The sequence below is a fragment of the Chryseobacterium subflavum genome, assembly GCF_055762745.1.
The window spans coordinates 1-26,645 of sequence record NZ_JBVTMR010000003.1; the positions used below are offsets into that span (position 1 = coordinate 1).

Genomic DNA, 26,645 nt, shown 5'->3' on the forward strand with positions numbered 1-26,645 from the left:
TCAATTATTTTGTTTTGGGTTTGTACTCGTTGATTCAATAGTACCAATAAATCGGCAATTTTATTTTGTTCAGGAATTTGTGGAAAAAATAGTTCTACCGAATTCAACGTTTCCTGCCCAACATTATATCTTGTACTACCACCTGACTTAGAGGTTATACTATTTCTGGACGAGTTGGTTTTTAACAGGTTATTAAAAAAAATAGGATTATAATCACCGATCTTTTTTCCTCTAATTACAAATCCCCCAAATGTCGCTGTTTTATCAATATCTAAATATACATTTGCTGTCCCAACTTCTTCTCTAGTTTCCGAACTTCTTTGAAAGAGGATATCTCCATACTCCACTAGGTACTTCTCATGCGTTGTATTGTCAATATCAACTGACCCCATAATATTATCGTATGTAAGAAACTCATTATTAAGTATATCAGAAACATTAACAAATTTCACACCCTTGCCATATTTTTCCTTTGAAGCATTTATTCCGTTTTTAAATTGTAAAATATCGCCCAACTTCTTAGTTTCCCACTCCCCTTCAAATCCTGGAAATCTCAAATTTGGAACATTTCCTATCTTTAATTTCTTTTCTTCGGTCTTTATCATTTAATTGTCTTTATTATAAACATTAAGGATTGTAAAAATTAAAGAGTAAGTCCCAATTCCTGTAAATATCCCTCGATTTCTTTATCCAACTCTGCACGTTGTGCTTCCAAAGACTTTATTTCCTGCATTACAGATTTTATATCGATTTCTTCTTCTTCCTCAAAAGTATCTACATAACGTGGAATGTTCAGGTTAAAATCATTCTCTTTGATCTCATCTAAATTCGCCACATATGCAAATTTGTCTTCCACTACTCCAGTTAGAGCCAATTCATCATGGAATCTCGTAAACACATCAGAAATATGGGCAATATGATCGGAACCAAGAACATTCTGATTTTTACCTGGCACAAATGCCTTACTTGCGTCAATGAACAGCACTTTTTCCCTATTCAACTTCTGTTTATTGAAAATAATGATTGCAGCAGGGATACTGGTACCAAAAAATAAATTGGATGGTAAACCGATAACCGCCTCAATCAAATCTTCCTCCAAGATCTTAGTTCTGATCTTTCCTTCCGCTGCTCCTCTGAAAAGAACACCATGCGGAACCACTACGCCAGCTTTTCCTGAGATGTTTAATGACTCTAGCATATGCGAAATGAATGCCCAGTCCCCTTTCGACTTAGGCGGTAAACCTCTCCAAAAACGGTTATATACATCAGTCGACAGTTCCTCTGCTCCCCACTTGTCCAAAGAAAAGGGAGGATTGGCAACAACGGTATCAAAAAGCATTAAGTTATCGCCTTCTTTGTGTTTTGGATTTCTCAATGTATCGCCCCAACGGATAATCGCACTGTCATAACCATGGAGATACATATTCATTACAGCAAGCGCCCAGGTACTACCGTTTGCTTCCTGGCCATACAGGGAAAAATTGTTGTCACCTACTTCGCGTCCCGCCTTGATCAGAAGAGAACCAGAACCACAGGTAGGGTCATAAATACGTGAACCAGGCTTGGATTTGGTCAATTTTGCCAATAAAGTCGATACTTCAGAAGGCGTAAAGAATTCTCCGGCCTTCTTTCCTGAATCTGAGGCAAAATTTGCAATAAGAAACTCATAAGCACCGCCTATCACATCACTGTTTTCCAAATTTGATGAAGAAAGATTAAGCTTATAAAAATCATTTAATAAAGTACGCAGTCTTGTAACCTTGCCTCTTTCGTCCCCGAGATTGGAACTGTTAAAGTCAATACTCCTAAAAATATTCGAACCATCATTACCTCCAAGCTTTTCTCTGTTTGCATCTTCCAATTCTGCCAATGCATGATTTATCATTTCCCCGATTTTTGGGTTGTTCCTATTATCATATAAAAAATAGAAGCTCGATTCATCAGGTACGATAAAGCGTTCTCGCTGGAGCGCTCTCTTTATACGCTCTTCATTGCCCTCATATTTTTTTGCGTACTCTTCCTTTTTCTCATTGTAGACATCAGTTACATATTTTAAAAATAAAATTGTAAGAATATAGTCCTTGTATTGGGACGGATCAATTGTGCCACGAAAAGTATCACAGGCATTCCATACGGTATTATTGATATCTCTTTGACTTACTTTAGAACTCATTTTTTAATTTTTTATAGGTTACTTTATTGATAAAATCCTCCTTAAGAACAATCAGCTCTTTCTGAATGGCGATTTGCTGTTTTTTCAAGGAGTCTAGTGATATGATTTGATTTTGGGTATGCAAATTAGGTATAATAACTTCCAGTTCACCTAATTCCTGTTTTGTTATAGAAGGCATGGTCTGCGTGACCATCTTTGAATCGAAGACTTTCAGGGTTTCGGGATGACTCAGGTACCAGACCAAAAATTCCGGCAGAACATCATCACGCTGTAAAGTCAATACCAAAAAAGAGGCGCTGGCTATCGTATGAGAATACTCATTGTCAAATAGCGCAGCAAAAAAGCGTCTGCCTTTCGAATTAAACAAGATCTCGTCCTTCACAAGGAAATTTTTTTCTATCGAAGGTTTGAACAGTACGTTCGGCTCAAGGTTTGGTCTTAAAACTCCCTGATCATTATAATCCGAAGTACCGATCATCCTAACAAAAGCATCGGTTAATTTCTCTTCATCATTATTCACAGTTTTTGGAACTACCATTCCAGACCTGATGCTAACAATTTCTGACAATTTAAATTTATTGTTCATTTTATATTTTTTTTAACAGGTTCTCCATCCCGAAAGGATAGAGAACCTGAAAATTTTATTATCAAATATTATGGGGATATTCAGGACCCAACCAGGTCTTATACACCACATATTTTTCGTAGTAATAAACCCACTCGGATATCCAAGGTATCACCTCGACCAAATCAAGATAAGCTCGACCTTTTAAATCCATTATAGGATGATAAAGACATAACGAACCGTCACCATTAAAATGTGTGTCGGCACACTTTCTTAATTTTTTGGTCTCAACCCTCACGCGTTCAAACCTACCAGGGAAAAACGGAGAATACAATATAGTAAAATGATATGTTTTACCATTTTCTTCCAAAGTACCCCTTCCTTCCAGTACCCTACCCTTCAGCTCAAAAGTGAGCCAGTCAAAAGCTGCTTCACAAGCTAGTTTGGTTTTGAACAGAAAGCCAACCCAGTATTTCCGGGCTTTTTCACTATCACTCAGCATAAAATCCATGACTCCCATTTTTAACACCTGATGACACATTGATTTTACCCGAAGAGTTCGTATATGCAGTTCCCGACAATAACGCCGCTAATCTTGAATTTCCAGCAACACGTTCTTCAAGCTGAACAATAGTCTGTATATTCTCCTTATAAAAACCGGCCCCAAATAAGTCGGTATAATTACTCTCAGTTGTAGAGTAATTGATGAACGCATTCAACTTTTTCTCAAAACTCTCCACAAAATTAACAAAACTGCTGTAATGTCTATCCTTCCATGAGTCAGTAAAATTTTCTCTCTTACTTTTGTCCTCATGATTGTCAACCGGATTGTATACTGTAAATTCTATCCCATGGTATTTATAGTCATCAGCCAGCTTTTTCATCTGAACCATTGCATTTCTCAGCGAATCCTGTATGGAAAGATTACCTTGGTGACATTGAGCCAAAAGTGTTGTCAATACTATACTTGAGATAGCTGGACTGGTATATTTATCTTTATTAAGATAAAACAAATCTCTATATCTTTTGACAATCTGTACAGTACGCTGTAAAGGAGTCTTAAAATAAAGATGGGTAGGCAAATCCTCCGTTTCGATTTTAGCCTCCAAAAGGAGGCCATATCTTTCCTGGAGTAAAAAACTCCCGTTATTTCTTTCAGAGATTTCCTTAAACCACTCAGCATAACCCTTTGGGTCTGTTCTTGACCAAAATTTTCTATATTCATTTTCCGCAATCATCAACCGGGTATTATTGCTGGCTATTATGCATCCCGGCAGAACATCCATATGAAAGTCACTGTTATAGTTTATCCTTACACAACGGTTTTTTTTCTGTAAAAGTGCACGATAGGTTCCATGATTACTCAATACACGATAAAGCTCATCGTAAATTTCCGAAGGACTGTGATTATGGTAAGAATCCTCGATATGAAGGACAATATCCAAATCAAACTCCTTTCCAGAAAGAGGTTTTATCGTTGTGCCTATCAGTAATGAACCTTGAGCATATACACTGATTGTATAGCCCTTAAAAAAATTCTCGTCTCTAGAGAGAACGTCATTAACAGCCTTATACGCAGATTCCATCTGATTTTTGCGTGTTTCATCCAGCTCCAGGTTTGAAGCAATAATTGCTAGAAGTTCATCCTTTTTGAACTCCTGCTCTGTATATTTATGTAAGTTATTTTTCATTGATTAAGTATTTTGTATGTTCTCCAATTCTAGCAATCTGCTCTTCATTTTCCATCACTAGTAATCTTTCGATTTCAGTGACATCAACCAGCATGTACTCGTCGCCCTCATTTCTAGCTCTGTCTAGAAGCTGCTTCAGCGCCTGCTCCTGCTCTGCTGTTGGATGAAATTCCACGATGTCATAGATTAGCACCTCGTAGCATTGATGAAATGTACTGTAGTTAAAGACTTTCATGACCTTAGAAACCTTTTCAAGGGTTTTCTTACGAAAGATTTCAGCATCCAGAATACCTGTCTCAATAAGTTCCTCCTCAAACTCCCGCTCAAAAGTGTATTCTCTGCCTACAGCATATTCAAACCATTTGATAACATTCAACGTATATTTTCCCTGTACGCGGAATCTCAGGTCATTCAGACTGACATCGTCAGTTTTTATTCCTCTATTGGAGGAATCTTCCTTATAGCCCCACTCTCTAAATTCAGAGAAACCGTTTACTTTTTTGTACACCCCACCGACGGGCTGTAACTGGTTCTTAATCCTATGACCACGAACCAGAAGAAATTTTGAAGTTCCAGGAATTTTAATTCTGATTAGATAACTGATTGAAAAACGGACATCCTGATTTCTGATTTTGCTAAAATTGGATATTACATAGGTATATAATTGGTTTAGGTTATCAAGCAACGATTCTGTTGCTTTTTTAACAATAACCTTTCCCGCAGCCATACCTAAAGCTGCCAAAACTGTTTTTACTGCCATTAGCTTATGTTTTAATATTAAAAAAAATGCTTAATGGAGTGCCATAATCAACAAAAACTTGCATATCAACAAAAATATACATAGCTTTGCAATGGAATTAATGACTACTTTACTCCAAATCATACTGAGGTGACCAACCTCGTGTTTGTATTGTAAGCTCAATACGGGATTTGTAAGTCAATATTAAAAATTTATAAAAACCATCTCTACGCCAGTAGATTTGGTTTTTCTATTTTATAATCACATTACAAAGATATAAATTTATTATTTAAAAACAAATAAAAACACCAGTACACGGATTACTAAAAATACAACAATCTGATTTACAGATCACTGTATTGAAAAATAATTTTATAATTTTTGTTTTGGAATTCCACAACTATCAATCAGTAGCTTCTCCCATGGTACTTAGCATTCTAAACGCCTGACCAAGTGCCGATTGATGTAATTGTCATCCAGATTGAGTATTGGAATAATCTTGTAAAATAAATTTTTATCAGCACCTGCTCTTTTGTTATTTAATTTACTAAGCACAAATCTTTCTATCCATGTCCTCAGTAATACTACAGTTACAATACTGGCGATTTCAAACACAATTTTATAAAAAATAATAGAAGATTTCTGTACGGGTGCTAACGATGGCGACAGTGAAGTTACATATTACAGCGATAGCGGTCAATTGATTTCCATTGACGGTACTAGATTGGACTGAAGCACATTAATACTAATATTGTAAAATACTGTCATGATATTAATTTTATCATAATTTATTTCTTTTTATAAAACTTAGTATACGGAATTATTACTGCTAAACAGCTTCGTTAATCTGTACATGCTTATTAAGCCAAAGCTCAAATTTAATGAGATCTGCACGGCCTAGGGTTGTATATGATAACCATTCATGATTTAAATTTTCGAAAGCTACATCAGCTTCAGGAATAATTTCCTGCAAATATTCACTCAGTTCATCCAGCGCAGATTCGCGCGTATCAAAAACCATCAGCATCAAAAGGATGTCAGCAACTTTATCATCAGCTATTTCCTTATCAAGATTATATTTTGACCTGGTTTTCCTCACTGTTTCAAAAATAAGTGTACTTCTCAAAGTATGTGATATAAAAGCCAGCCAATTTGAAAAAATCACCTTATTTTCCTGTTGTTTGAGGTTACTTAAAATTCGTAAAATAAGTACAGCAGCGTCATGCATCATAATTGGCATAAAGGTAGCTGTAACAGCAAATGCGCCAGCCTGCATAAAAGCATCTGATAAGAATTTCACGTAACCATAATTTGGCATTGTACTGCAGGCAGAAATAAATACCAAAGGAGCGCTAATACCCCGCGCGATAATCTCTTCTCCGGTTAACCTTACGTTGTTTTTGTTATCAATTACAAGGAAGCTTGACAGATCTTTATCGTCAAAATCACCGTGGCAATCAAATATTAAAAAATGAGGTTTTAAGGTCTTTACTGCATCCTCGATGTCATCAACGGTTTTGCAGAAAATACTTTTAAACCCTAACTCCTTTTGCATAGCTGCAATTCCGCCAAAATAGTGGTGCATATCCTGATCCTCTTCACTTGCGCAGTGAATAATTAATGTATGTTCTAAAATATCTGATCCTACCGCAAATGTCAATCGCTGATTGTGTACATAGTTATTGACAAGGCTACTAAAATTAAATTCAGGTATCCGGCAAATATCGTGGGTCAGGCAAATGGGATATCTATCTAAACGCAACCACTCCATTGGCAGATCGGATATAAAAACAATTTGTCCATTTCTTTGCTCCAAATACTCTTTTAATTGTGGGACAACCATCTTTTTCCGCATCAATTCGCCTATTGTTTCAATTTTTTTTATAGCATGTTTTCTGGTTGTAAAAGCATTTTCAAAATGTGACAGGTCCATATTTAGAGATTTACCCACGATAGGCATCCTGAAAATCGGCGAATACGTTAACTGCCCGTGAAGGTAACCTGCGTAATCGAGCATATTCAATCTATTTGTCAGAAAACTGAACGCCTGCCCGATCAGCTCATGTCCCAAGATCTTTTGAGTGTCTTCTTCAATTTCAAATGTATAATCAAGATTCTGTTCGGTCTGTGAAACCTTGAATAACGCCTTTTGCCTCCTGGTTTCAAATGGTTTTGCCCTTAGCCTTCTAAAGCGTGGAAAATGAAAAGGTGCAATAATAATCATTGGCGGATATGTGGGTTCTATCAGTGCAGCAGGTTCACCTATGCGCACAACTTGAGACAATCCATCAATTACCGTAGCCTGCCCCAACTGAATGGTCGCCCTCTTTTTATTGAACATTGGCATGTCTTCCTGTTTAGGCCACTGATGTTTCTTTGCCCAATCGTTAGCTAATATCTGGTTTAACAGAAAATAATTGGAATGGCTGTACATTGTTGGATGAAATGGGTTTAACTCGTCGGCATTTGGGTTGGTCTGAAAATTAAAACTGTCGATTTGAAAACCATAATCTTCCTGCAGTACGATGTTAATCTGTGCTAAGTCCCTTTTGATAAGTTTTATTAGACCATGCACATCCGCAAAGAAATTATTTTCATCATAAAAGGCAGCATTTTCTTCTCCAGGATCATTGATCATCATATAATAACCAAAGGTCATATCACTAACCAGCTGCGCAATCTCCTTATGGTTGGAGATATTGCTATCGATTAAAAATACCTTCACCAAGTCTCTATTAAAAAATCCTGAGTATTCCTTGAAGAAAGCACTGTTCAATATCATTTCAGCATTAAACAGTTCTGCGTGCAGTAGGTATAAATTTAGGCCCTGATTACTCCCCGACCGGTAACACCAGTGATAAAATCCGGCAGGGTCCGCCAATTGCATAAGATCTTTGGGAAACTCCCTCAATATATTTAAAACAACCCTGTGGAAGTCACTGTACTCATTTGGATTTCCGCCACTGAAAACGGTATACTGTATCTGAGTGGGGGAAACAATTGACTTTGCTAAATTAAAATGCATCATAAATTAAGTTTGGCCGCGTCAATATATAAAATATTATGACAGGTAAAAAATCAGGAGTCTGAAGATTTCACCCTTTCCGGGAGCATAGGACACTGATTCCTAAAAGTTAACCGATCACCATCATTTGACTTTATTGTCACTTCATTGTACAAATATGCAATTTCATTTGCAAGAAAGAGGAGCGCGCATTCCGTTTTTCTTTTCTCCGCTCAAAAGCATTGTTAAGAGACAGGTATTCTAAACACCCTTATCCACAGGACGAGCCCAGTCTGCACGGCACTGCTAATGGCCCGTGCGTTCAGCCCGGTCATGCTGTCCGCTATATCTTTTTTCAGAAAAAGGATGCCGCTTCCATCACTCTCGCAAAATCATTTTTTTAAAATTCCTATTTCCAGATAAGCTATAACATCTTTCCCAAGCTTGGCAAAGCACATTTCCTCCACTGCAAAACCTTTGCAGAAAAGAGCTTTTATGCCTTCCCAAACATAGCAAATAGGAAGCTTTCCGCCTCATTTCAGCAGCATTCACCTTCCTATTCCCTATGAAATAACACTGCTTTTTAGGTTTATTTTTTTTTTTATTGAAAATAAAATTGGGGAATCACTTTTTATCAAAAAAAAAGTCGAAAAAGACATTCAAAAGTACATAGGGCAGCCAACCCTCAGCCCGCAAAAGACTACGGCATAAACACATGCCGTCGCACTCACCCATCCTTTATTCCGTTTCCTTTTGCCTTACCTCAATTCCCCTATGTACGGATTGACTTTCTTTTTTTTCCTGTTTTTTCTTTTGAAAAAAATGATCTGGGCCGAGGCTCTGCAGGACTGAAAGGAAAGCAAACGTAACAGGATTGTATAACAACTTAAAAACAAAACTTATGAACATTTCAGGAAGGCTGGCACAAGATGCAACGGTCAGCAAAACAACATCAGGTAAGGAAGTGGTAAACTTCAGTGTAGCGGTAAATGACGGCTACAAAAACAAACAGGGGGAATGGGTGGACAACACCGCATTTATTGAATGTGCCTACTGGAGAAGCGTAAAGCCAGTCTCATGGCTAAAACAGGGGCTATATGTCGAACTGACGGGACAGATCAGCACAATGGCGTGGACTGGAAAAGACGGCAACCCAAAAGCAGGGCTGAACTTCACAACCTCCAATATCAAACCCGCTTGGGGAACAGCATCGGAAAAAGATTCCGTACAGGCTAGTAAAAAACAGGAACCTGTTAACACTGCAAAAGAGGACGAAAAAGACGACCTCCCATTCTAGGCAGGACAGTACAAAATCCAAAACATTTAACCCTTTAAAATAGAAATCATGGGACACAATCTAAATTTCAACAATAGAACAGGTAGATATTCATTTTTCAGCGTAAAAGAAAAGGCTTGGCACGGACTGGGACAGATCGTTCAGGAATACCCAACAAGTGCCGAAGCAATCAGACACGCAGGATTGGACTACGAAGTAGAAAAAAGTCCTTTGTTCACCAAAGGATCAGGAATCGTGCAAATTTCGGACGGTATTGTCATTCAGGACACTGAAATCGAAGTACCTAACTATTTTGCCAATATCCGCACAGATAACAATACCGTACTTGGTGTAGTTGGCAGGGACTACCACATCGTGCAGAATAAAGATGCCTTTACATTTTTTGATTCTATTGTAGGCGGTGGCAGTGGTATTCTGTACGAGACTGCAGGGGCACTCGGTCAGGGCGAACGCATATTTATCACAGCCAAACTTCCAAATTATATCCGTATAGGCAATTCGGATGATGTGATTGAAAAATACATCTTCCTGACCACAAGCCATGACGGAAGCGGAAGCATTACAGCTGCCTTCACCCCTATCCGAATCGTATGTCAAAACACCCTGAACGCATCCCTGCGAAATATGAGCAACGTTATACGCATCAAACATACCGCAGGAGCAAAACAACGCCTTAACGATGCCCATAAAGTGATGGAACTGGCAAATACCATGACTATGCAAATGGACGGGATTTTCAATCGCTGGGCTACCTTAAAGATTAAGGACAACGAAGTCAAAAAGCTGATACAGCTTGCCTTATGCCCAAATAAGGAATCGTATAACCTCCTTAAAAAAGGTGCGGACGATGAACTGTCAACGATGTTCAAAAATACCGTGAACGATGCCTTTGCTTATGCGATGATGAACGACACACAGCAACTGGAAACGACCAAAGGAACACTATTCGGGGCTTACAATGCCGTTACTGGCTACTTTCAGAATGTTCGCAATTACAAGGATGGCGAAGCGAAGTTACAGAGCATTGTACTCGGTGGTACTGCACAACTCAAATCACAGAAGGCGTTTGACCTATGTACATCTTTCGAGAAAATCGGAACAGACATTTTCCAACTGAATTAAGCACAGCCCAAAAGGTGGCAGGACTGTAAAAACTGCCACTTTTTAAAAATCAAAAGATCATGAAATCATTACAAGAAATGAACAATACCGAAAGGGCATTTGCCGTTGCCAGGCTCTTTCCTGATCAGCTCGGAACGTTGACTGACTTTATAAAAACCGAAATAGTACACTTACGTGAGAAAGAGCAGGATATTAGAAAAACATGGCCACCAAACTGCATTGTAACAGCCGATTATTGGTATAGGCTTGTACAAAATGCCGAGGATACACTTGAAAAATTCGGTGTTCTACTGTATCGCAATCCGAGAATTTTTGCAGATCAGTTTTTCTATCAGGACAACAGTGTTTTCGGTATTCACTGCCTGATAAGATTGGCAGGTTCAGAAGCCATTCCCGCCATGTTGAGACTGGCAATTGAACTCTATTTCGGGGACGATAAGGTCGTCACCATTGATTTTAAGAAAAACAACCCAAAAATTTAAAAAGATGAAAACCTTAGATCACATGAACAACCTTGACAGAGCCTATCTGCTCGCAAGACTGTTTCCCGAAGAACTCAAAGCACTGACCGAATTCATAAAAAAAGAAGCCGAATTATGGGTAAAACATAGATTGGAAATCGAAAAAAAGTGGACGAAAAAATATATAGATGTAAATATATGGTTTGACTACATAGCCAACTTTGAGCGCAGATACCTCAAAAACGGTACAAGGTTGTACAGAAATAAAAAGACCTTCAGAGATCAGTTGTTTGACGGTTACGATGCCCTTTTCTCCATGCATGCAACGATACATTATGCCGAGCAAAAAGAATGTAGCCGAGAATTGAAATACGCCATTTATATGCTGTTCGGTAATAGAAAAATTGTAGACATAAACTTAAATCCTTAGTCATGAAAAAATCAGATAAAATAACTGATATCATCCTAATCAAGACATTTAGCGAAGTAGGTCGCAACAACTATGAAGTAGCCATTATCCCCCTTTTGGGGGGATTGGCTAAAAAAGTCCCTCGAAACAACCGATCTGCTCGAAATTATAAATGTAGAATCCTTTTTGGGTTATATAGCACGAAAAGAACACGGTATTTCCTTCCCGCTGTGCAGGACAGCAAAAGACCCATTCTACGAACAGTGGCTCGGTGAAAAAGAACTGGCTTTTTTAGATGCCAAAGCTGAGGAAATCGAGCAATTATCCAGGCACTTTGACTGCATAAAAAGCGATTCCTGATAGTTCATCCCTCTGGAATGGCAAATTACAAAGCTTTTGAGGATGTCAAATTCAGAACTGTTGATTTTGACCTCACATTGATACAGGAAATTTTAACCTCTAAAAATTAAAAAAATGACACGATCAAACTTATATATCACCTTATCAAGCGGACAGCATACCGGCGGTAGTTGAAAAAACTGTCGCCGGCCAAAAACCTACTGCTTTTGGCGCGAAAATCGGCTGCAACGGCCGTCAGCTTCTACTCTATCCCCGCTTCGACAGCCGTTGCTGGTTATTTCTGGGATACGCAGTATCCCAGTTAGCTTCACAGCTATGTTTTTTAATAATATTAATCTTGAGACTCGCCTGAATCGTTATTGTCCCCTCGGTTTTCCAGTGGTGTAACATCGTTTAAAATGTTAGGAATTCCCTGTTCCTTGTATTCGGAGTAGACACTCATCTGAATAACTTCTCTTGAATCTTTCCAAAGTATCACACTTAAAAAAGCTAACGCCATCTGAACTTTAAGGTCTTGATCGCCTGCTTCATTATCTACACTCCACCGTTCTTTAGTGGAACGGTTTTCCTCTTTGTTGATATCAATGACCGAAGCATAAATTTTTAAATTTTCATTAATTGGCACAAGCTGTAATTCATCAATTTCATTCTGCTGCAATACCCTATGTTCTATAGCGGGTAAATCTTCTTTTCGGATAATAAAAAACAGATCTTGGGCATCAAACTCTGTTGCTGGGATAGGTATGACCAGATTTTTAAATGCACTACCATCAATAATCTGCTGAATCTGGTATTGTAGGTTAACCCCAACAATTACCACCCCAGACTGTTCATTTATTAATTTTGTTAATCCTGCAATCAGATCTTCTGGTTTAAGCAAATACCTTTTGGTTCTTGCAATTGCAAAAGAGTTCGGTATATACTTTCTTATACTTTCTCTTACTAAGGCTGAGGCTAAAATTGTATCGGAGTTCATATGAGGAATATCGCCTTGGGTAAATGCAGATTTGGAAATCAACATCGTACTGCCGGAAACCGTTAGTTTTATTTTCGCTTTTTTGTGCTCTTCATCTTCAGAAATAAAGATTGGATTATACTCGTCAAAAGCCTTTTGCAGAATAGCACTGGAGCGTTCATAAAAAAGTTGGATCATCTCCGGCGAAAGCTCTGCCTGAAGTTTCTGCTGGCCAATTTTCTCCTTTATATCTTGTCTCAACTTTGCTAGAAATTGCCGCAATTCTTTGTCTTTTGCCTCGTCTAACTCATAATTCAAAGTTCTAAGAAGCTGAAAATTCTGCAAAACGTCATTTAAGCATTTCTCAAAGAAAGTCAACCGATCGAGCCAGTTACCTAGCTCAATTATTTCATCGGGAAGGTTGGGGGCTACTATAGACTCCCGATAACGCTGAGATTGACCTAAGAAAAATTGCCTGATGAATAAGATTGTGATATAACAGCATATCCAATAACTCACCTGTCTTCTATTACCGAGATTGTCGAGCTCGGGGTAGTAATATTTAAAGTCAATAGGTGCACCTATATTTTTGAATTCATTCCCAAAATATTCAAACCACTGAAATATATCAGTCATTGTTCTTGGTAATAAAACATATCTCGGTGGTTGTGCTTGCGTGTATTCTAAAAAATACTTCAACACTTCATATTTGCTGCGATAAAACATAAGCCCCCCTAGCGCATAATGAAATTCAAGAAACCGCTTGCGTTCCAGATCTCTTCGGTTAATTTCGTCCGAATTGCTGATCACTCCACCAGACTCAAAGTTTGCGATTACTAATCTTAATCGGTGATCATAATACTGATGTGAATGAGCCCAGAACATTTTGACCAACCGTGGAAAATCACATATCGTATAAATATTCCACCAAAGTGTTCTATACGTTTCATCGGATATGATGATCTCTTCAAAATCTTCTCCCAGCAACCAAACACCGCTGACAGCTCTATGTTCAATGCCCCGGAGTTTTCTATTTTGAACTACCGTCGCTTCTTCATTAATCTTGTTGACCATAAAATACAGATCAACCGGATATATTAAAGCTTCATTTTTCGGATGGTTCCTTCTGATATTTGCAAATGTTTTGTAATAAAACTGGAGCAGCGTTTCCTGCAAGTGCTCGTCCTGCTTTTCTACGGCATAATAAGTGAGTTCGTTGATGGCTTTTAGATAATATTGTCGCTTTTCATCATTTTCAGGAAGCTGATCATTTTTTCTGATAATGTGACTTAATAGCGATGTTGATTTTCCATTAAAAAGGCTGACTTTTTCTAACCATTTAAAGAACTTGACAGTTAACACTATGGTAAATGCAAATACAACAAAATTTGCTGAATTATTAATAATCAAGTTATCCCAGCCGAAAAGCGGTTCTACTTTAAAAATTATAAACAAAAATGAAAAAAGAGTTGAAAACAAAATCAGTTTAAAGGTCGAAATTTTGTATACCTTATTTCCAATAGTAACATTAAAAGGCTTTTGAGGATCTTCATAGTTGAATAAAGTTAAAAGATACTCGGATTGATATTTGTCGCCGATGTTTGATGTCTTATCAACAATTATGGGGTATGCAATACCCAGGATTGCAATATCTATTGCTACGCATATTTCTACAATATTATCAATAGTTATCATAATTTACTTAGTTTAATTCAGAAGTTTTTTTGGTTAATATATGAAGGTGTTACAGCAATACTTTAAAGTTAACGATATTACGACAATTTAGGCGTAGTAGCTTCTTCAAGATCAGAAATTATCCCAGAATTTACAATTAATCAAAATCAATACTTAAAAGGATTACCAATGATTTTAAACGTGATCATTTCTGTTTGAGCTCTGTAAACTATGAGCGTTTTCACCAACCTTTTTCTATCCTGTAAACATAGACTTTTATAGGTTCCCCTTTTTCGTCTGTTCCTACATATTCAAAAAGTTCAAAATGACGGGGCATAGGTTCCTTCACAACGCGCCCAGTCCATGTGATAGTGCATTGATCTTTCATAAGAGGCTAAATATATTATATATAATAAAAAGAAAATTACGGAAATCCGTAAGGTGCTTTGCGAATTTTATTCATTTATAGATATAGAAGCACCACCCATTTCAGATTTGACTTTGTGTAGATATTGTGTGAAATTCATACCATTTATCTGCAGGAATACTTTTGAAAAATTAGTCCTTGATGAAATTCCACACATTTTTGCGAGTGTCTCACTGGTATACTTATGGTATTCCCGATCGGTGTCAAGTTTCTCAGTAATATAGGAAATCCGCAACTCGCAGAGATATAGATGAAAATTTGTTCCCCTGTGTGCCTGAATAATTTCGGATAGATAATTGTGGTTTACGCCAAAACTTTTGGCCATTGATTTAAGCTTAATATGCTCATTAAGATATTCATGATTTGCTTCAAATTCACTCAGTTTCTTAAGAACATCCTCAACAATGCCATTACCTATATCAGTTTTCCTGTATGTTCGTATCCTGAACGCTCCTTCCCCTTCCATATTTAAGGTGCCACCTGCAAGGTTAATCCCTAAAATGCTATTACGACCAGTAACCGTCTTTCTGGATCTCAGCCTTAAAAGCAGATAAAATGCTCCAAAGGAAAAAATAAATAATATGATCATGTAAACAGTTCCTCTAATCCAGGATATCCGCTGCAATTTATCCTTCTCCTGCAAAAGTTTATCAGCATCATATTCCTGATGGATTTTTGAAGACAGGTAAACGAAATCTTCTTCAAGAATTTTATCGACCTTTAGAAGCTGTCTGCTATAGTATAATGATTTTGTATTATCTTTTTTATCTGCATAATAATTTATCAGATCGACATATATATGCCGTACTTCCGGAAGAACAAAATTATGCTTTACGAAAATTGAATCTATCTTTTCAAAATCCCTGATCGCTTCTCCGGTATTTCCCTGCTCCCACTTGGCTCTGCCCAGGTAGGAGTACGATACGGTCAACCACGCGAAGTCATTGACCTGGATCAGCTCTGATAATGAATTGTTCAACATTTTGACCGCACTGCTATAATGCTTGTTGCGGAATTCCCGGATACCCTCTTCTGTCAGGAAATAACTTTGCTCCTGCCTGTAATCCCCATTTTTCGATGATCCGGCGAGACCTACCGCTATCAGCGAATCAGCCCTTTTATAATCATCCAGTTTGCGGTAACAGACGGCCATTTGGTGGATCGTATTCAAGTACCCTCTTTGATTCCCATACATCAAATTTGGGTGCTGATACTTCTTGATCTCACCCTCAAAAAATGCCCTGCCCTCCTCAAAATTATTAAGAGCTTCCCTATAATAACCGATATAGCTTTTAACAACTCCTATGTGATAATTCAGTTTGTTTCTGTAATATGGATCTTTATTGCTTTTATTCTTCTCAAAAGCTTTTAAATATTCATTTAGGGCTAGCTTATATTTTTTGAGATAGAAGTAATAAACCACTCCTTTGCTCATATACGCACTGCTCAGCAAGCTATCGTTCTTAATTGCTTTTGCGACATAAATCGCACTGTCCGCATATTTCAGTTTAACCTGCGGTTCAGCCGAGTAATAGCGGGCATCCTTATAACCAAGAAACAGCTGCTTCTGATTATTTTCAAGTTTTGCCTTGCAGATAAGCTTCCCTACTAGCGGAAGTGCAGCTACATCATTTTCTGGAAGGTTCTCATATTGACGCTGGATGAGATAAAAATCGCTCAGCTTTTGTTGCTGGGCAAACAGCAATTCGCACATAAAAACTAATATGATTGATAAAAAATGAATTTGTAGGCGCTTCATGACTAAGTGTTAATCTAAAATTAAGAAAATTTCTCATACACCACGCAACCTAAATTCTTGGCTAAGTGAAAAAGTATTTTACAAAAAAACACACTGCATATCAGTATATTATAAAACACACCGTTAAAATACAGGGTGTGAATTTGCTTTCTAATACATGTGAATGATTTCTAATACACTTTAAAAATGCTCCCGATTCAACATTTTTTCGCAAAATATTAGGTGACTTTTTCTCAATTATATACATCTGCTGTAGGAGCAATGTATTGGTGTGCATTTGATAACTGAGACCACAAGTTGTTTTAACCTACCCAAAAGACTGATAATTTGGACCACAGAATTCAACCCCGTCTCGGCCGAGATAATCTAACTAAATTTTACAATGAAAAAAACAACTGTTATCTCAATATCGATAATTCTCTTCACCCTTTGCGCACTACAATCTTGCAGACAGGATGAAATGCAAATAGTACCAGAAGGAAACAGGCTGGCTGAAAAAGAAAATCAGCAAAAGCTCTATTTAAAAACAGAGAATGACACTTTGCAAACGACATCAAATTTAAGTTTTGACGTGGACGGAAATGAGATCAAAGATCCACCCCAAAAAGACAAGGATCAATGGAAACATTAACCTGTGAAATTTTTCTAATACAGCGTGCATTTGGATTCTCAGACAACAAGTTCTTGCATTTCAGCCAAAGGGCATTCTAAATTTGATGAAATAGAAATTTTGAAAATAAATTTTTAAATCCTAGAAATGCAAGCTACCAATTAAGACATTTATAACAACCACCAAATAACCATATCATGAGAATCAAGAACATCGTAACTGAATTGACAATATTTATACTACTCCTTATATGGGCATATACTTTCGCAAGCAAAATTTTCGATTTTGAAACTTTTTGCAGACAGATACAAGGTGCTTACCTCCTATCTGCAGGTGGGAAGACCTTGCCATATGTCTTACAAATCGTACATATTGGAATTGTTGTACTACTCATCAATAAGAAATGGAGAGGAATTGGACTGATGACCTCATCAACAGTATTGTTGCTCTATACAGGCTATCTTATTTATATACTGCATTTTGCACCGAGTATTCCGTGCTCTTGTATAGCGATGATAAGAGGTATGAAGTGGCAAGATCAGTTATATTTTAATTTTATTGCACTTGCAATCAACAGTATTGGTCTGTTCACTTTTTTAACGCTAAAGCGTGCCCCACACGACAGTGTTCAGACCAGTTATAACTAACCAAACAGGAGAAGCCGAAAACCTGAACAAAGAGTAGGCAAAAAACTAACTAAAGTTTAGCTTTTTGATTTATAAAAGCACCAACATCATGAAACAGTTACGAATTACATTAGGAATTGCAGCAATTGCAATCGGAAGTTTCGCAGCTTTCTCTTTTGCTCCGGCAAGTAGCAGTGCAAAAGTAGCTTTACAAGAATTTTACGTGAACCCTGATAATTCACGAGGACCACAGGTGACAGGTGAAAATAAATGTCCAGATGATAATCCAAATATTCTGTGTTCACAAGAGTACAATACAACAACTAATTTACCAACTGGAAATGCCAGCAAGATGCATTATGGTGAAATATCAGAATAAAAAAAGGCTGTCCAAAATGGACAGCCTTTTTTTATTCTTAAAAATCTTACAATAGATTATTAATAAATGCTATAAATGCATTCTTTCTTAACCTAGGTTCAGGAGGCACTGCGACTATATTTCCCTCTTTATCTACAACTATCAATCTAGGATATGCATAAATATTTAGATATTTCATCATAGGATGTTCTTTACTTTTGGCATTTGTATATAATTGTAGCGAATTTGAACTTGAATATTTTCCAATTCCTTCTAACCACAACTCTCTATTGTCAATACCTATTGAAATAAATTGAATATTTTGCCCCTTAATTTCATTTTCTATTTGTTCAAGTACAGGAACCATCAATTTGCATCCTCCGCATCCGTTATACCAAAAATCTATTACAAGGACTTTTCCTTTGAACTCAGTTAAATTGTGAAACTTCCCCATTGAATCTGGCAGAGAAAAATTATAAAATGGTTTTCCAACACTAAGTTTTCGTTCCATATCATTATATAATTCAACCACTGTATTATAATTAGGATTATTAAAATCAGACTCATTACAATAGTATCCATAAAGCTTTACAGTCGTCGAATCGAAACCGCTTCTTATAGAAGATATCAAATGTCTCGACAATAAATAATCTCTAATTTCTGGATAGTTTTTTAGTCGCTTCACCAAAATTTCTGCATATTGAATCCTATTCTTTTTCTCAAAATCATCTGCGCCCACTGTGGCGGGGTTTTTAAACTCACTTAAAATCAAATACGAACCGATCGTACCACCATACCGCACTACATCTTTCTTATAAAATACATCCATTCTTTTTTTACGTATAATATATTTATCAAATAAAAATCGAAGTGAATCACTTTCGCTCCTTTTACTCGATCTCATAAGGGCCGTCATTACACTTCCATATATTTGTGCCTTGATTATATTCTTAATATTAATATGAACAGTTTTATCTTCTTTCAGGGTCGAATTTATAACACTTAATTTTTTATCTGTTGATTCATACATATAACTTATGCTCTGTTTTGCATAATCAGGATCTTTGGCATACAACTTAAGACACCTACCCATTGCTTTTTTGTATAAATTTATTTTCTTGCTTCCTTTCCCGCTGATGTTGACTTTCATGATTCCCCATCCAAAAAAGTCAGCTTCTTTTATGGAAGGAATATCAAATGTAATGTTATCATTGGGCTCTATTAAAACATAATAATCACCTGGCATAGTCGCATATTTGTTATTAATTCTAAGACACATGAAGCTCGGGTATTTTATATCAAATGAAAATTGACATTTTCCATTGTTGATAAGAGCAGTATCTGCATAATATTGTAAACCTAAATTTAACATCGGATCCGTTATGCCAATAGTCACCTGGAGTGCTATTGTGTCTATCTGAGGCATATTAACAGATATTCTTGTGTTACCTTTTGCTATGCATGAAAGGCAATATAAAATGGACACAAGGGTTAATAATATATTTTTCATGTAATTAATCATTTTGTGTAATACCATTAAAATTGATAATAAATTGAGGGATTGGTAGGATATACCTCGGATCACCCGCAGGCAAAGAATAAATCTGGTCACCAATTTTCCGAGTTAATGTTTTAGCATATCTGGGATCACGATTTAGTCGTTTTAAATCTTGCCAGCGAAGACATCTGGTTAGTAGCTCTTTTCTTCGTTCGCTTAAAATAATGTCCAATATTTGATCAGCAGTTCCTACATCATATGGTATAAATTTGCCACTCTTAAACCTTTTTATTAATAACGAATTCAATTGCTCAATTGCCCCATTTAAATCACCAAGCCGTACCCTTGATTCTGCACCAATTAATAAAACTTCTGGAGTTGAGGTTCCTGAAAACATCGCTGCTCTGTAATGCCCTTTAAAGCTATATTTCCCGTCCGATTCCTTCTTAAAAAATAGAACTTTGCGCAGGTCGTTTTCCTTATAGCTATCATACAAATCTTGATTTATCCGCCCTACCGTTGCGTAGTTTACAGACATACGAGGACTTAATGGAATATGCATTTCTTTACTTTGAATACTCAAAGGGCGAGATGCTGTGGAGTTTAAGTTATTATAATCTTCAATAAAGTTATGGTATAGATAACTTGAATCAGCAGCATTTTTTGCTCCCTGAAAATTATCCATGTATAACAATGTCCTAGCCAGTAATGCATACGCTCCACCTTTCGCTATATGGGTTTGTGAAATCTTTTCAATGGGTAAAATTGATGCAGCCATTGTCAGATCCTGAACTATTCTTTGATATGTTTCTTCCAAAGTAGATCTATAAATCCGTTCATCCAAATCGTCTGTAAGTTTCAAAGGTATCCCCAGTTCACTATTAGCATTTGCAACTTCATAATATTTGCAAAAGGTCATTGCAAGATTTAAAAATTGTCTTGAACGATGGTAAAGAGCTGTTCCTTTTATGCGATCGTAAAAAAGCTTGTTGTTTTCACTACGCTCTATTTTATTAAGTCCATTCAGTACGACATTACAAACTTGTATTTGACTATACGCGACATTCCATTCATTTTGAATACCCGTCAATTCTTCATATATAGTAACGTTCCAAGTAGCTAAATTACGCTGAAAAGCCAGTGGTAAAGCATTAAATTGATCTACAGTATACTCTGCTTCGTCAGATGACATTTCTGTAGAACCACGTCCATCCTGTTCAAAAGTTGAAACGTTCAATAATAGATCAAGATCGTTGAGCGTAGTAGGAACAATAAGTTTTATATCTTGTTTCTTTTCAAGCCATTCCTTGGAACAGGAACTAAAGAGAATAAAAACCACTCCCAGATAGATAGTGTATATTTTTTTCATAATTACAGTCCTTAAAGTGAACAGTTAAGTCCGAGTGAAAAATTCCTAACGGGTTTAAAATTTGGAAAGTCCGGATCTAAATCAGCCTTTGTTGATTTCCACAAAATCCCCAAGTTGCTTGCTACAGCAAAGACTTTTAAATTCTTAATACCAATGTTTTTTAATCCACGATTTTTAAAATCATATGAAAGAACAACATCATGTAACCTTATATGGTCGCCTTTGTCAATTAAAGTCTCCGAATTTAGATAGTATTGATCGGCAAGATTATTAGCCGGATATAGCATAGCAGGTACATTTGTTAATAATTCGTCCCCTGGCTTTTGCCATCTGCTGTAATAGTCTCCATGACCATAATATCTACTGTAGAGTCCTGAATATGAAATGCTATTCCGTCTAAAATAATAACCGAATCGATAAGTAATATTAAATGACAATTCTAGTCCGGAATAATTGAAAGTATTTCTTAACGCCCCAAAATGGGTAGGCAATGCAGCACCATGATAAACAAGATTATTTTCCGGATCTTCTCCTAAATACTGCGTAATTAGTGAGTACTCTGAAGATGGTTGGTTCTCTAGGTATCCTCTTGCCTGACCGTTCTCAGGATCTAACCCTGCCCAAGGATATGAATAAACCCCGAACAATGATCTACCGACAACTGGGGAATATGATGAGGCATTTCTATAAATACTGTTATCTGTGATGAAGTTATATATCGTAGTTGATTTTTGGTACTTCGTTACTTTATCTTTTGCCAAAGAAAAAAGAGCAACAGTTTTCCATACAAAATTTTTAGATTGTAGATTTATAGAATTAATTTGAATATCAAGACCTCTTCCCTTCATATCTGCAAGATTACCTCTAAAAGAGGTAAACCCCGTTGTAGGATCAATTGGTCCATTCCCGATCAGATCTGTTCCCTTTCGCCCAAAGTATTCGATACTACCTGAAATTCGGTTATCTTTTGCTACAAAATCTACACCTACATTCCACATCGCATTTTTCTCCCATCTCAAATTTTTGTTAGGGGGATTTAGCAAATAGGCCGCTGGCATCTGATTTATACTATTAGTGGTCAGCATAGCTGTTGTATAAGCGGTGATACTACGGTCCAAATTACCACTGTAACCGAAAGTAGACCTCAGACTTAAAGTAGGTAACCAATCCAAATGATAGAATTTCTCTTTACCCATGTTCCATTTTCCACCTAAAGACCAAAGGGGTACTGATTTTTGATTTGTATTTACACCAAAAAGATTAGATTGATCAATACGTGCACTAGCTGAAAAAACGTAGCGCAGATCATAATTGTATGCACCGTTAAAATAATAGGATCGCATCCTGTCTACTGTTTCAGTATAATCATTATTATTTGGAATTGATGCCTGCCCGCCATTTCCATATAAATCAAACTGCGAGAGGTAATCAACATTAATACTTGACCCAACGTTTGGATCGAAACCATATAGTCGGCTTGAATTTCCCTTAACTTTTGCTTCTCTAGCTTCAAATCCGGCAATTGCGTTAAGTTGATGTTTACCCCATTTATGATCAAAATTTAGTTGGAATCTACCATTTAGGGAACTAAGTTCAGTGTGCGTGTTATCCAACATTCCACCTAAAGGAATATTTCTGGATACTGTACCATTATTAACAGAGGTATAGAGGTTGATCAAGTTTCGCATAAAGTAACTTTCCTGATCATAATAATTTCGTACATTACCTATTTGATTTTCATACTGAAACCTTACCTCTGCAGATAAAAATGGAGTGATGATGTATTTAAGGGCTGTATTTATACGAATTTCAGATTGTTTCGTCTTATAGTCCTGATAATTTCGTTCGTTCAATGGTACAAGATCCCAGTTCAATAATCCCTCCGAAAATGCTTTTTGTTTCAGCGCGTTGCTAAAGTCTTTTATAACGGCCGCAGGATTACCATTTTCATCTACAAGCCGTGCATATGGGTACATCAACTGTGACCCCATATTGCTAAGCATAGAGAGAACATTTGATGTAGATTGGTTATTTTGATTGTAGGAAATCCCTGCTGAAATCTCAAGATTTTGAATTGGCCGAAAAAGCTGATTACTATTTAAAGTTATTCTGTTAAATCCACTTCCTTTTTCTGAGTTTTGGTTTTTGTCGAATCCCGCTGAAAAGTAATAAGTATACTTGTTTGTTCCGCCATTAAAGTTTAAAGCGTACTGCTGCTTAACACTGGGCTGATATAAATATTTACTGATATCTCGGCGAAGATTATTACTCCGCAAAGCATCAATCTGTGTATTTGCTTGCTGCTCTGTTAATTTACCGTTTTTCTGGTCGTTGAGGATGTTGACAACAGGTGAATATGGACTATTACCTGCGGTATTGCCTATCACGCCATCGTAAAACCCTTTGTCAAAAAGCATTTTTTCAATATCGATAAAGTCAGTCGGTTTGATCTGAGGAATATAGTTCAGGTCAGGCTTCTGCCCTATCGTAACATTAGAGGTAAATCCAATATTCATCGGCTGGTCAGCTCGTCCTTTTTTAGTTTTTATGACGATCACACCATTACCAGCACGAACTCCCCAGATGGAAGCTGCTGCCGCATCCTTCAAAATATCAATATCCTCAACGTCGTTCGGATTGATATTGTTGATATCACCTTCGTACGGAAAATTGTCAACAACAATCAATGGCTGATCATTCCCAAAGATCGTAGCCTGTCCCCTGATCGTTAATTTTGGAGAACCTGAACGCTCATCAAATAAAATGGAAGGCGCAATACCCTTCAGTCTGCTGATAACATCCGTAGAAACCTGACGGTTAAAAGTAGCATTGTCAACCTTGGAAAATGATCCCGTAGCCCGCTCCTTGGGAATGCTCTGGTAACCACTGGCAACAACGGAAACTTCCTCTATCCTGTTAGGATTTGCATACAGGACAATATTGGAGGCATTCTTTGAGGTTGTCTCAGTCTGTACGTAACCTAAATAGGATATGGTGATGGTGTCGTTCTGATAGTCATCGGGAAGCTCAAAAAAACCATTGCTATCGGAACTTGTGACAAAATTAGTGCCCTTGACCATTATGGTCGCACCCATTAACGGATTACCGTTCTGATCCACAATCCTGCCTTTTAGGGTCTTCCGGTTGGATTCTGTCTTTGGTTCTTTCTTTGTATCCTTTGGGGATGTCCTATTGTTATTTCTTTTTTCTTTTAGAATAATAATGCCGTCAGCAATTTCATAAGAAATAGGCTGGTCGGCAAACATCTTGTTCAATAGCTCACCTATGCTCGCATTTTTAAGGTTCACCGTGATCAGGTTTGCCTTTTGGAGCAGATCCTCATTATAGGCAAAATCAAGTTTTGTCTGTTTTCTGATCTCCGCGATAGCCTTGGGAAGTGTTGCTTTCTGTAAATTCAGGCTAATCTGCTGAGCCTTTGTTGCGGAAAAGCTCAGTGCCAGTAGAAAGAATAAAACACTCTTTTTACTGAATTGCAGGCACTTCCTTTCGTGGAAACATTTAGCCGAGGGTGGCGGAACATATTCCCATTTGGAAACATCATGATAATTCATACATTTGTAGTTAGGGTTAAAAATTTAATTTTCTTTGCTGGAAATCTAAGATGTAGACCCAATGGCCGGAGTGTTCGAGACTCCGGCTTTTCTTATTGAGCCAACATATGAAACAACTTTATATACTATCTGATAATCTGGAGTCTCCTTTCATTTGTAACTTGAAACTGCAAGTCCGTAATCGTCTCTAGCGTGTACAGCACAGAAGAAAGCTTCTTCTGTCTACTTATGGCACCGTTAACCCTGATATTGGGAACATTTTTAAAATCAACATCCACATCATACCAGCGTTCCAGTTGCCGTAGAACCTCCTTCAGAGGAGTTGCGGTAAACCTGAAATCACTTTCGGTCCATGCAGTAAATGATTCAGTATCGACGTCCTCGACGAAGAAGATGGACGACAAAGAATATAATATTCCTTGCTGACCCGGTCTTAATTTTACAGGTGTCTCATTTTGTGTGTTGCTCAGTTCAACACTACCACTGACCAGCGTCGTTTGGATTTTGGGTTCATTGTCATAGGAGTTGATATTGAACTTTGTCCCAAGCACCTTCACCTTTTGCCCTCTGGAAGAAACAATAAAAGGTTTTGACTTATTATGTGCCACCTCAAAATACCCTTCTCCAATTAGCTCAACCTGCCTTTCATTTCCTGTGAACTGTGTAGGGAATTTTAAGGAAGATTCCGCATTCAGCCATACCTTTGTTCCATCTGGAAGTGTTGTCTTATACTGTCCTTTTCTGGGTGTGGAAAGTATGGCCATTTTATTCATATTTTCTGAAATTGCCTTATCTCCCAGATAGAAAGTTCCATCCCTATCCGTTTTTAGTTCCTTTCCATCAAGCGATAGTGTCTTACCATCTGCAAAGCTCAGAGTAGCCTGATCCCTTCCTGGATCAATGTCGGCCGTGGCCACATGAACCGTTTCATCAATGAGATCTCTGGACTGATGATACCTGTAAAGAATTAGAGTAAGCGAGAAGAACAACAATATCGCTGCAGCGGAAGTCCAAATAACAACACGTTTATAATTGGATTGACGTTTCTTCAAGAGGCCATGTAATTTTTGAAGTTCTGAGGAAGTCGTAGCCTCTGCAGCATCCATTTTTAGAAGTTCCCGAGCAACATGCTCCTTGTCTTTTAATTGCTCAAAGAAAGCACGGTTCGCACTGCTCTCGTTGAGCCAGATCTCAATAGTCTTCTCTTCAAGGACAGTCATATCCTCTCCTCTGACAAACTTCGTCAGAAGCGTAACGATCTTTAATTCTTCAAGGATTCTGCGCTCTTCCATTGGTCTCATTTTAAATAGAAACCCGAAATGATATTGCGTTGTCTCAAAAAAATTAAAAAATTATGAATAAATCATTAAAAGTGCGATTCCAGCACCTGATAGGGATTTTTTTAAAAGTGAAAGTGCTCTAGATTTTTGGGTATTGATCGTACTGACAGGAATACCGAGCTCCTCAGATATTTCTTTTGGCGTGTCACCGCTGACGAGCCTGCCCATGATAAGCCGGTATGGTTCAGGCAACAGATCAATCGCTCTGTAAAGCTCTTCATATACTTCGGTCTGAACAATACTGTCCAGTACATTTTCTTCAAACTCATCAAAGTTCTTGGAGTACAGATCAAACCGCTTTTGTTTTACCTTCTTCTTTTCAATAGCTTTGAGACAGCTGTTCCGAACAGATATGTAAAGGAAAGCCTTAATATTTGACAGGGTTTCAAATCCTTCCCTCCTGTCATATAATTTTAGAAATATGTCCAGTACGATATCCTTGGAAATTTCCATTCCGATATTCAGAAGTAACCGATCTGCGAAATATACCAATGAAGAGTGAAACATGGTGAAAATCCGGTCGAAAGCAAGTTTATCACCGCTTTGAAACTGGGAAAGCAGTGCCCTTTCGTCGATCACATTCCGGAATGTCATAATAGGGCAATTGGTAAATGATAAAGTAAAGTTAGAAAATAT

At 37.3% G+C, this 26,645-nt stretch carries 22 protein-coding genes; 7 read left to right on the forward strand and 15 right to left on the reverse strand.

Annotation, left to right across the window (positions count from 1 at the left end):
- The 7 genes from AC0INN_RS13535 to AC0INN_RS13565 form a co-directional block, all read right to left on the reverse strand.
- On the reverse strand, positions 1–605 hold a 605-nt coding region (locus tag AC0INN_RS13535), incomplete at its 3' end, for a restriction endonuclease subunit S (RefSeq protein ID WP_306613578.1).
- A gap of 38 nt (positions 606–643) precedes the next feature.
- Complete coding sequence (locus AC0INN_RS13540) at positions 644–2,173, reverse strand: type I restriction-modification system subunit M (RefSeq protein ID WP_306613580.1); 1,530 nt, start codon at positions 2,171–2,173, stop codon at positions 644–646.
- Entirely contained in the window at positions 2,163–2,759 is a 597-nt protein-coding gene (locus AC0INN_RS13545; RefSeq protein WP_306613582.1) for a restriction endonuclease subunit S, read from the reverse strand. Before AC0INN_RS13545 ends, AC0INN_RS13540 begins: the two co-directional genes overlap by 11 nt.
- 61 nt (positions 2,760–2,820) lie before the next feature.
- Entirely contained in the window at positions 2,821–3,249 is a 429-nt protein-coding gene (locus AC0INN_RS13550; protein WP_306613584.1) for a type II CBASS E2 protein, read from the reverse strand.
- The gene (locus AC0INN_RS13555; RefSeq protein ID WP_306613586.1) at positions 3,230–4,429 is read right to left on the reverse strand and encodes a nucleotidyltransferase domain-containing protein; all 1,200 of its coding nucleotides are present in this window, start codon (positions 4,427–4,429) and stop codon (positions 3,230–3,232) included. Before AC0INN_RS13555 ends, AC0INN_RS13550 begins: the two co-directional genes overlap by 20 nt.
- Positions 4,419–5,189 carry an SMODS-associated NUDIX domain-containing protein gene (locus tag AC0INN_RS13560; protein WP_306613588.1) on the reverse strand — a complete coding sequence of 257 codons (771 nt, stop codon included), beginning with the start codon at positions 5,187–5,189 and terminating at the stop codon, positions 4,419–4,421. Before AC0INN_RS13560 ends, AC0INN_RS13555 begins: the two co-directional genes overlap by 11 nt.
- An 808-nt stretch (positions 5,190–5,997) precedes the next feature.
- On the reverse strand, positions 5,998–8,196 hold the full coding sequence (locus tag AC0INN_RS13565) for a CHAT domain-containing protein (RefSeq protein WP_306613590.1): 2,199 nt from the start codon (positions 8,194–8,196) through the stop codon (positions 5,998–6,000).
- Between the two features lie 850 nt (positions 8,197–9,046).
- Here AC0INN_RS13565 and AC0INN_RS13570 point away from each other — a divergent pair.
- Genes AC0INN_RS13570 through AC0INN_RS13585 form a run of 4 tightly spaced genes read left to right on the forward strand, consistent with a single transcriptional unit; the run spans position 9,047 to position 11,482 of the window.
- Complete coding sequence (locus AC0INN_RS13570) at positions 9,047–9,469, forward strand: single-stranded DNA-binding protein (RefSeq protein WP_306613592.1); 423 nt, start codon at positions 9,047–9,049, stop codon at positions 9,467–9,469.
- Positions 9,470–9,517: 48 nt separating this feature from the next.
- Positions 9,518–10,591 carry a DUF932 domain-containing protein gene (locus AC0INN_RS13575; RefSeq protein WP_306613593.1) on the forward strand — a complete coding sequence of 358 codons (1,074 nt, stop codon included), beginning with the start codon at positions 9,518–9,520 and terminating at the stop codon, positions 10,589–10,591.
- Positions 10,592–10,650: 59 nt separating this feature from the next.
- Positions 10,651–11,073 (forward strand): hypothetical protein, encoded by a 423-nt coding sequence (locus tag AC0INN_RS13580; protein ID WP_306613595.1) that lies wholly within the window; start codon positions 10,651–10,653, stop codon positions 11,071–11,073.
- Positions 11,074–11,077: 4 nt separating this feature from the next.
- The gene (locus AC0INN_RS13585; protein ID WP_306613597.1) at positions 11,078–11,482 is read left to right on the forward strand and encodes a hypothetical protein; all 405 of its coding nucleotides are present in this window, start codon (positions 11,078–11,080) and stop codon (positions 11,480–11,482) included.
- Between the two features lie 670 nt (positions 11,483–12,152).
- Here AC0INN_RS13585 and AC0INN_RS13590 read toward each other — a convergent pair.
- From AC0INN_RS13590 to AC0INN_RS13600, 3 genes are all read right to left on the reverse strand, one after another.
- Positions 12,153–14,471: a hypothetical protein gene (locus AC0INN_RS13590; RefSeq protein WP_306613599.1), complete on the reverse strand. Its 2,319-nt coding sequence runs from the start codon at positions 14,469–14,471 to the stop codon at positions 12,153–12,155.
- A gap of 220 nt (positions 14,472–14,691) precedes the next feature.
- On the reverse strand, positions 14,692–14,838 hold the full coding sequence (locus tag AC0INN_RS13595; protein ID WP_306613601.1) for a hypothetical protein: 147 nt from the start codon (positions 14,836–14,838) through the stop codon (positions 14,692–14,694).
- 67 nt (positions 14,839–14,905) lie between these two features.
- Positions 14,906–16,591, reverse strand: a complete 1,686-nt coding sequence (locus AC0INN_RS13600; RefSeq protein ID WP_306613603.1) for a helix-turn-helix domain-containing protein — start codon at positions 16,589–16,591, stop codon at positions 14,906–14,908.
- Positions 16,592–17,018: 427 nt separating this feature from the next.
- On the opposite strand from AC0INN_RS13600, the gene AC0INN_RS13605 reads away from it, so the two are divergent.
- From AC0INN_RS13605 to AC0INN_RS13615, 3 genes are all read left to right on the forward strand, one after another.
- Positions 17,019–17,267, forward strand: coding sequence for a hypothetical protein (locus AC0INN_RS13605; protein ID WP_306613605.1), 249 nt, complete (start codon positions 17,019–17,021; stop codon positions 17,265–17,267).
- Between the two features lie 176 nt (positions 17,268–17,443).
- Positions 17,444–17,893 (forward strand): MauE/DoxX family redox-associated membrane protein, encoded by a 450-nt coding sequence (locus AC0INN_RS13610; RefSeq protein WP_306613606.1) that lies wholly within the window; start codon positions 17,444–17,446, stop codon positions 17,891–17,893.
- Positions 17,894–17,981: 88 nt separating this feature from the next.
- On the forward strand, positions 17,982–18,251 hold the full coding sequence (locus AC0INN_RS13615) for a hypothetical protein (RefSeq protein ID WP_306613608.1): 270 nt from the start codon (positions 17,982–17,984) through the stop codon (positions 18,249–18,251).
- Positions 18,252–18,297: 46 nt separating this feature from the next.
- Here the strand turns inward: AC0INN_RS13615 and AC0INN_RS13620 are convergent, their stop codons facing one another.
- The 5 genes from AC0INN_RS13620 to AC0INN_RS13640 all read right to left on the reverse strand — a co-directional run bounded on the left by AC0INN_RS13620 (position 18,298) and on the right by AC0INN_RS13640 (position 26,603).
- Positions 18,298–19,740 carry a redoxin family protein gene (locus AC0INN_RS13620; RefSeq protein WP_306613610.1) on the reverse strand — a complete coding sequence of 481 codons (1,443 nt, stop codon included), beginning with the start codon at positions 19,738–19,740 and terminating at the stop codon, positions 18,298–18,300.
- Between the two features lie 4 nt (positions 19,741–19,744).
- The gene (locus tag AC0INN_RS13625; RefSeq protein ID WP_306613612.1) at positions 19,745–21,097 is read right to left on the reverse strand and encodes a RagB/SusD family nutrient uptake outer membrane protein; all 1,353 of its coding nucleotides are present in this window, start codon (positions 21,095–21,097) and stop codon (positions 19,745–19,747) included.
- Between the two features lie 11 nt (positions 21,098–21,108).
- Positions 21,109–24,669 (reverse strand): SusC/RagA family TonB-linked outer membrane protein, encoded by a 3,561-nt coding sequence (locus AC0INN_RS13630; RefSeq protein ID WP_306613614.1) that lies wholly within the window; start codon positions 24,667–24,669, stop codon positions 21,109–21,111.
- A 125-nt stretch (positions 24,670–24,794) separates the two neighbouring features.
- Positions 24,795–25,721, reverse strand: coding sequence for a FecR family protein (locus AC0INN_RS13635; protein ID WP_306613616.1), 927 nt, complete (start codon positions 25,719–25,721; stop codon positions 24,795–24,797).
- Between the two features lie 300 nt (positions 25,722–26,021).
- Entirely contained in the window at positions 26,022–26,603 is a 582-nt protein-coding gene (locus AC0INN_RS13640) for an RNA polymerase sigma factor (RefSeq protein WP_306613617.1), read from the reverse strand.
- Between the last annotated feature and the right edge of the window lie 42 nt (positions 26,604–26,645).

What these genes read in the sequence shown, in the direction of transcription:
- AC0INN_RS13610 (WP_306613606.1), top strand. Translation starts at nt 17,444, where the DNA reads ATGAGAATCAAGAACATCGTAACTGAATTGACAATATTTATACTACTC.
- AC0INN_RS13640 (WP_306613617.1), bottom strand. Translation starts at nt 26,603, where the DNA reads ATGACATTCCGGAATGTGATCGACGAAAGGGCACTGCTTTCCCAGTTT.
- AC0INN_RS13620 (WP_306613610.1), bottom strand. Translation starts at nt 19,740, where the DNA reads ATGAAAAATATATTATTAACCCTTGTGTCCATTTTATATTGCCTTTCA.
- AC0INN_RS13585 (WP_306613597.1), top strand. Translation starts at nt 11,078, where the DNA reads ATGAAAACCTTAGATCACATGAACAACCTTGACAGAGCCTATCTGCTC.
- AC0INN_RS13590 (WP_306613599.1), bottom strand. Translation starts at nt 14,471, where the DNA reads ATGATAACTATTGATAATATTGTAGAAATATGCGTAGCAATAGATATT.
- AC0INN_RS13605 (WP_306613605.1), top strand. Translation starts at nt 17,019, where the DNA reads ATGAAAAAAACAACTGTTATCTCAATATCGATAATTCTCTTCACCCTT.
- AC0INN_RS13615 (WP_306613608.1), top strand. Translation starts at nt 17,982, where the DNA reads ATGAAACAGTTACGAATTACATTAGGAATTGCAGCAATTGCAATCGGA.
- AC0INN_RS13565 (WP_306613590.1), bottom strand. Translation starts at nt 8,196, where the DNA reads ATGATGCATTTTAATTTAGCAAAGTCAATTGTTTCCCCCACTCAGATA.
- AC0INN_RS13625 (WP_306613612.1), bottom strand. Translation starts at nt 21,097, where the DNA reads ATGAAAAAAATATACACTATCTATCTGGGAGTGGTTTTTATTCTCTTT.
- AC0INN_RS13595 (WP_306613601.1), bottom strand. Translation starts at nt 14,838, where the DNA reads ATGAAAGATCAATGCACTATCACATGGACTGGGCGCGTTGTGAAGGAA.
- AC0INN_RS13540 (WP_306613580.1), bottom strand. Translation starts at nt 2,173, where the DNA reads ATGAGTTCTAAAGTAAGTCAAAGAGATATCAATAATACCGTATGGAAT.
- AC0INN_RS13545 (WP_306613582.1), bottom strand. Translation starts at nt 2,759, where the DNA reads ATGAACAATAAATTTAAATTGTCAGAAATTGTTAGCATCAGGTCTGGA.
- AC0INN_RS13630 (WP_306613614.1), bottom strand. Translation starts at nt 24,669, where the DNA reads ATGAATTATCATGATGTTTCCAAATGGGAATATGTTCCGCCACCCTCG.
- AC0INN_RS13560 (WP_306613588.1), bottom strand. Translation starts at nt 5,189, where the DNA reads ATGGCAGTAAAAACAGTTTTGGCAGCTTTAGGTATGGCTGCGGGAAAG.
- AC0INN_RS13575 (WP_306613593.1), top strand. Translation starts at nt 9,518, where the DNA reads ATGGGACACAATCTAAATTTCAACAATAGAACAGGTAGATATTCATTT.
- AC0INN_RS13555 (WP_306613586.1), bottom strand. Translation starts at nt 4,429, where the DNA reads ATGAAAAATAACTTACATAAATATACAGAGCAGGAGTTCAAAAAGGAT.
- AC0INN_RS13580 (WP_306613595.1), top strand. Translation starts at nt 10,651, where the DNA reads ATGAAATCATTACAAGAAATGAACAATACCGAAAGGGCATTTGCCGTT.
- AC0INN_RS13600 (WP_306613603.1), bottom strand. Translation starts at nt 16,591, where the DNA reads ATGTGCGAATTGCTGTTTGCCCAGCAACAAAAGCTGAGCGATTTTTAT.
- AC0INN_RS13550 (WP_306613584.1), bottom strand. Translation starts at nt 3,249, where the DNA reads ATGGATTTTATGCTGAGTGATAGTGAAAAAGCCCGGAAATACTGGGTT.